The 5,383-nt window shown below is 50.6% G+C and carries 5 protein-coding genes; 2 read left to right on the forward strand and 3 right to left on the reverse strand.

The window, feature by feature from the left end:
• The coding region (locus Q7V48_12275) for a hypothetical protein (GenBank protein MDO9211503.1) at positions 1 to 219 on the forward strand (219 nt) is incomplete at its 5' end.
• 222 nt (positions 220 to 441) lie between these two features.
• Here the strand turns inward: Q7V48_12275 and Q7V48_12280 are convergent.
• The 3 genes from Q7V48_12280 to Q7V48_12290 form a co-directional block, all read right to left on the reverse strand.
• Positions 442 to 1,422, reverse strand: a complete 981-nt coding sequence (locus Q7V48_12280) for a glycyl-radical enzyme activating protein (GenBank protein MDO9211504.1) — start codon at positions 1,420 to 1,422, stop codon at positions 442 to 444.
• Positions 1,423 to 1,552: 130 nt separating this feature from the next.
• Positions 1,553 to 1,867, reverse strand: coding sequence for a glycine radical domain-containing protein (locus Q7V48_12285; protein MDO9211505.1), 315 nt, complete (start codon positions 1,865 to 1,867; stop codon positions 1,553 to 1,555).
• 51 nt (positions 1,868 to 1,918) lie between these two features.
• Positions 1,919 to 4,183, reverse strand: coding sequence for a pyruvate formate lyase family protein (locus Q7V48_12290; protein ID MDO9211506.1), 2,265 nt, complete (start codon positions 4,181 to 4,183; stop codon positions 1,919 to 1,921).
• 679 nt (positions 4,184 to 4,862) lie between these two features.
• Between Q7V48_12290 and Q7V48_12295 the strand changes: the two genes are divergently transcribed.
• Positions 4,863 to 5,069 carry a hypothetical protein gene (locus Q7V48_12295; GenBank protein ID MDO9211507.1) on the forward strand — a complete coding sequence of 69 codons (207 nt, stop codon included), beginning with the start codon at positions 4,863 to 4,865 and terminating at the stop codon, positions 5,067 to 5,069.
• Positions 5,070 to 5,383 lie beyond the last annotated feature (314 nt).

Genomic DNA, 5,383 nt, shown 5'->3' on the forward strand with positions numbered 1-5,383 from the left:
CATCATCATTACTTTTATCATGAGGTAGAGGGAAAAAGGTCAGGCGTCTTTACATATACCTCCCATGGCAGCCACTACAAGACCATCGGAGATAATCTGCTGAAACAAATGAAGAAACAATTGAGATTGGATACAAGTGCCCAAATAGCCGACTTATTTAAATGCCCCATGACTGGCGATGGTTATAACGAGCTTCTCAAGAAGAAAGGAATGCTATAAAATCTGTAGTTGGTCAAGAACAATTGGCCAATTCTTCACCCCCTGTTTATTATTGCTTCCTCCGATCTCCGCCAAAAATTGTAAGAAGGGATGCTACAAGAAATATCAGGTCTTGCGTCGGCGATACTTTGCTTTCTTTTCGCGAACGCCGTTGATCTTCGGGATTTTAAAGAACCCTTCCATAGGCTTTGGCTCTAACTGGTGGCAAGGTGAAATTGGCCCTCAGGCCACCACGCTCCGGATCTCCGCGCCGCCCAGGCTGCACAAAATGCCAAAAGACTCAAAGTACTGAACCATCTCCAGCAATTGGTCCCGAGAGGGAGGCTCCACGTCAACGAGCTTGTATTCCATCCCCAGCCAGTCGTATTTGGAGATTCCGTATTTGTGGTAGGGCAGAAGATTCAGCTCCCAGCTTCCTGGCAAGTCTTTCAACAAATGGGCGATGTCCCTCAGGTTTTCGCGGGAGTCATTCATCCCTGGCACGACCGCGAGGCGCAAGATGAGGTGTCTCTCCAATTCCAAGCAATAGGCAGCCGCTTTGCGGATATTGTCCAATATTTGACGATTAGAGCGACCCGTGAGTTTATGGTGAATCAAAGGATCGGAATGTTTAATATCGATAAAGGCCAGGTTGGTGTAAGTGAGGATGGCTCGAAGGTCTTCCCATCCACCGAAAGCACACGTCTCAATCGCGGTGTGGATGAGCTTATCCCAGCACCGTTGCAAGATGTTGGTTGCAAAGGCGGCCTGCATCAGGATTTCACCTCCGGAGAGGGTTACTCCTCCGCTTCCTCGCCGGTAGAAGATGCGGTCCTTTTCCACTTTCGCCAGAACTTCCTCTACCGTCATCGTCGAACCGCGCATCTCCCGGGCTCCCACCGGGCAGACCTTGGTACAAATCCCGCAGTTGGTGCACCTTTCAAAGTTGCGTCCGATTTTTCCTTCTTCATCCAAAAAAAGGGCCTGCTGCGGGCAGGCCGGCAAACAGGCCTCGCAGGAGGCGCACCTATACTTGAGATAGACAAGGCTTGGCTCCGTCGTTTGGCAGAGCGGGCTGCTGCACCACAGACATCGGAGAGGGCAACCCTTAAGAAACACCACCGTGCGAATGCCCGGTCCATCCTCCAGCATATATTTGGTGGCGTTGAAAACGGTTCCCTGCCCACCCGATTGCCCATAAGAATTTATGCCCGCAGACTTCATAGAGTGAATTTCTTTTTTCACTTTTGTAACCTTGGTGGTCCTTTTCCACCTTTTCCAATGGGATAAGTCGCGGCTCAGGGGGAAAGAAAATTCATTCCCCCCTGATCAGAATGGCTCAATATTTTTCTTTTTAATTGAACCGATGCTCGGAGCGGGAAATAATATCGTCCTGTATGTCTTTCCCAATGTCCGTGAAGTAAGCACTATAACCGGCCACGCGTACCATCAGCGTGGGGTAATTCTCGGGATGTTTTTGAGCATCGATCAAGACGGATTTGTTGATGCAGTTGAACTGAATGTGGGCGATGCCCAGATCATTCAAGGCTGTGCGGATCAGGTTGGCGAACTTTTTCAGCCCTTCTCGCTTGAAATGCAAATCGCTGAACTTGTCATACAAGAGGTTACTCTCTTCAGCTGCCGTGTTGAATTTCCCGCTGGCTTTCATGATACCCCCTCCTTCGTAAACATTCGCTTATCGCGGCGCGACCCGTTCGGGCTAGCTCGCGACCAGTTCGGACCTGGAAATCCACATATTTAATATCGTTCCGTTGGTCTGCCCGGCATGGTCCAGCTTGCCGTAGGACTTGATCGCTGCGGTCGGTCCTTCTTTATCCGTATGCTGCTCCGCAGAGATCGTGTCGGCCAGTGGGACGCCTGCCTTCTTGCCGTTGGGTTGCGCCCAGGTTTTCTTGCCGAAGCTCACGTTGGCCGCAACCATTTGAATGGAAGGATCCATGTAATGACCGAGATAAGTCTTATATTTTTTGGTCTCCAGGGCGTAAAAGTCCAAGACTTCACGCGCTAAGGAGTCCGGCCCGTCCAGGTCGTTGCCGTACTTGGGTGAATTTCTCAGTTTTTCCCTCAACAGTTCATAGCCCTCGAAATTGGCGTCGATGGCCGTTAAGAGTTCGTCCAGGGTGATCTCTTTGTTCTCATAGATCATCGTCTTGATATTGTACAGAGAGTTTGCCACATCGGCTGTGCCCAAAACGGCCATGACGGGGCCTACGGTCACCGGCGCTCCCCCTTCCTCCACGTCGAGCCCCTTTTCAATCGTCCCCTTCGTCAGGATGGTGTAAACCGGTTTGAAATGTTCCTCGGACCGGATCTTCTCGGCCACGATCATGTGAGCGTGGGACTCCTTGATCGCGTAAGCCAGTTGAACCTTGAAGGCGTCGAAAAACTCTTCAAAAGTCTTGAAACCTCGAGGATCGCCCGTCTTGGGACCGCACTGCCTCCCGGCCCCCCAGCCCGGGGCGCCTTTTGGTTTGACCCCGTTGTTCAGCACCAGGCTCATCACGGCGCACATGTTGAGCATGGCGCTATCCGTGTGGCCGTACTGCATCCCCTGAACACCGGGTTCAACGCAACCGATATAAGCCCCATATTCCCGTATTTGCTCGAAGGAATACTTGCTCGGGCCGTTGAGCCCGGCGGCGCGTCCCATGAGCTGCTGCCACAGGGTTTCACAGTTGAAGAAACTGGGATGTCCCATCCCCATGGCGGCAAGCATGACCGCCTCATACAGCAGATTATCCGGAGTCTTCGGGTGAAGCAGAAGGGAGACCGAGGGCGACGTCGTGTGAACTTCCCGCATGGCCTGAATGGCCAGGTAACTCACGTTGTTGGACGCGTCGTTGCCATTCCGGTCCACCCCCCCCACGTCGAGCTGCTGGAATCGGAAATAACCGCGCCCATTGATTGCCAATTGGGTGGGGGTCACGTCCACAATGTTCGTCAACTTGATGTAGAATTCCTCCAGCATCTCCCTGGCCAAGTCTTCATTCAGGCGTCCCGCTTCAACGTCGGACCTGTATAAAGGATACATATATTGGTCAAAACGACCCAGGCTGTTCGAGGGGCCGGTGCCATCGATACTCAACAGCAACTGAACAAACCACACCGCTTGGAGGCCCTCATAAAAAGTGGTGGGAGGATTCCAAGGCACCCGGCTTAACATGGCGCTGGCTTCTTCCAGCTCCTGCTTGCGGACCGGGTTTTTTTCCGCCTGGGCCTTTTGGGCGGCCCCCTCGGCGTATCGCTCCCCGAGCTTCTTGATGGCCTCCAGGACAGCCACGAGGCCTTCATAAAAATCCTTTTGGTCGATCGCCTCAGGGTCATTGGGGTCCCAGTCCTTCAGCAATCTTTGGGCCTTCTCGTGGTAGCCCTTGAAGCCGATCTGGAAGAGGCCTGGAAAATCCGGCAGGAAATGAGAGCCGGCGTTGTGGAGATAGTTGCCGACATAGGCGATGCCGCTTTCCTGCATTTTTTCAGGAAAAGGAACCCGCTTGGCCCACTTCGCGACGCAAGTTCTCGGCGCCCAGTAGGGCAGATGGACCTCTCTCAGTTCTTTCTTGTCCTCTTCATCGATCTCGAAGGGGTCATACGTTCGAGTCGGAATGATATCCAACTCCTCTATGATCCAATGGGCGTGTTGTTCGATGGAAAGGTTTTCCGTTCTGGGTTTCTTTCCTTGCCAGCCAAGAATCCTTTCGTGGTCATAGATCACGGCGGGGAGGGTAGCGATCGTTTCCGCCATGGCAAAATACATCTTTCTTTTCTCGCTGCACCCTTCCATTTCTTTGTAGATTTTAGTGAAGCAACGCGCCCGATGGAGATCCAAAGAGGGCCGGAAGGAATGGAGCAATCGATTGAGTTTACGAATCCGCTCTGTGCCCCCTACTTCAGCCGTCTTACTGTCCCTCCATTCCATCGCGATCTTCGTGCCAATCTTCCGAATCGGTTCCGGTTCCGCCATCATCCACCTCCAAGCAAAATCAAAATCAATCTATAGGGAAAGGCCCAGCAAGTTAACGTTCTCAGAAGATGCCCTCAAATGAGTCCTTCACTACCAACCGATCCTCTGGCGACCTGCATCGCTCACAAAGGGATAGTCCTTTCTAAATAAATTACCTTACTGCCAGTTTATTGCCAATCATAAATTAATATTGCACCGCCGGGCATTTTTGTCAATGTCTTGGTTCAGCTTGCCTACCATCACTTTTCCATATTCATTTGTAAATTCATAATGATTGGATCTCTCCGCTTGCTGTAACGACAGAAGTTAAGCCCCGGAATAGTAACGACCCACTGCCTCCCTGGACTCGAAAATATTAGGAAAATAAAAAAGTGAAGGGGGGCAAGCTTGGTTCTTGAAAGCAATCTTGAAAGCAATGATTGACAGATTCTGTTAACAGGCGTATCTTTCTTTCTATGATGAATAGGGAAAACAGTCATCACCCGTAGCTTCATTTTCACTCGGGCAGCTGAGGAAAAGGACGCAGAGAACCTGCTGGTAATAAAAGATAAGGCTCTATCCGAGAAGTACATCAAGAACTGGCAAGAGCACGCAAGGCATTCAGAACTTTACGGGGGCCGAGGGAGGTAAATAGATAGACCGAGAGGAGAAGACCCGTTTTTCTTGACTAAAGGAGGGTTTCTTGAAATTAAGAACCTTTGAGGGCGAACCAGTTTTAGGTGAGCTGACCACGGAATATCCAGTGAGCCAAGACGGACTTCCTGTCTTGATTGTAAACGATGAACCCTTCAGCCCGGAAGAGGCAGAGTTTTTTTTAGATTCTGCCACCCCAGAGGAGTTGGAGTTGCTTCAAGAGGGTGGATATGAGCTTCCGGAGTGGGAGGGATGAAAAATACAAGGAGGCCGAGGAAATTGATTCGGATGATTATTGAAAAAGAGGCAAAAATTACAAACGACTGGTTATTCCCGGAATAAATACTACCTAAGACGACCCGAAAGATTTCATCCTTCCTAGAGCAGGACAGGCCTGCTACACCCTGCCGCCACAGGCAGGAATGTCCCCACTTCGGGGTATTACCTTACTAATATGGAGTTCCTTACGGGGTTTCATAGAAAAAAACTTAATTGGAAAGAAATCAAATAAATAAAGACAAGGAAAGAAGTTTGAAAGAATGGGTTCCAAAGAGATCCTACAGATCTGAG

It is taken from the genome of Deltaproteobacteria bacterium, assembly GCA_030654105.1.
Lineage (GTDB): Bacteria > Desulfobacterota > SM23-61 > SM23-61 > SM23-61 > JAHJQK01.

What these genes read in the sequence shown, in the direction of transcription:
- Q7V48_12290 (MDO9211506.1), bottom strand. Translation starts at nt 4,183, where the DNA reads ATGATGGCGGAACCGGAACCGATTCGGAAGATTGGCACGAAGATCGCG.
- Q7V48_12285 (MDO9211505.1), bottom strand. Translation starts at nt 1,867, where the DNA reads ATGAAAGCCAGCGGGAAATTCAACACGGCAGCTGAAGAGAGTAACCTC.
- Q7V48_12280 (MDO9211504.1), bottom strand. Translation starts at nt 1,422, where the DNA reads ATGAAGTCTGCGGGCATAAATTCTTATGGGCAATCGGGTGGGCAGGGA.